At 60.1% G+C, this 456-nt stretch carries 1 protein-coding gene; it reads right to left on the reverse strand.

Annotated elements, in window-relative coordinates; translation table 11 throughout:
• Nucleotides 1-435 (reverse strand): carbon starvation CstA family protein (locus tag AB1L30_RS00680; RefSeq protein ID WP_367011422.1); only part of this gene is annotated, 435 nt, incomplete at its 3' end.
• Nucleotides 436-456: the final 21 nt, after the last annotated feature.

Raw genomic sequence — 456 nt, forward strand, 5'->3', positions numbered from 1 at the left:
CAGTTCCGACTTCGGAACACAGGTCGCCTTCTCGAATTCGATCAGGTCTTGGACCGTGAAGGTTTGACCATCGACCTGAATCTCGTAGGAAGGAGCCGTTTCGCCGGGACCCGGAGCAGGCCATGGCATCGCCAGCGAGAAGTACCAGTACGCGTAAATCAGGGCCCCGCCCGCCACCGCGGCCACGGCCAGGCCGACGACGATCAAGCCCAACGCACTAATCAATTGCAGCGAGTTGATATAATCCCTCGGCTGCAACAACACCCAGACCGGCAAGACCGACGCCACATACGAATAGATCAGCAAGACCGCCACCCAGACGATAATCGGCCATGCCGCCAGCGAGGCGTTGAAGGTGTGCAGGGTCGCCTCGATCCAGCCGATTCCGGTCGCCAACCATCCCGGCGAGATCCTGCAGAACCGTCTGCAAGACATCAACAACGCCTTCGCTTCGGC

Origin of the sequence: Bremerella sp. JC817 (assembly GCF_040718835.1) — a bacterium.
Taxonomy (GTDB): Bacteria; Planctomycetota; Planctomycetia; order Pirellulales; family Pirellulaceae; genus Bremerella.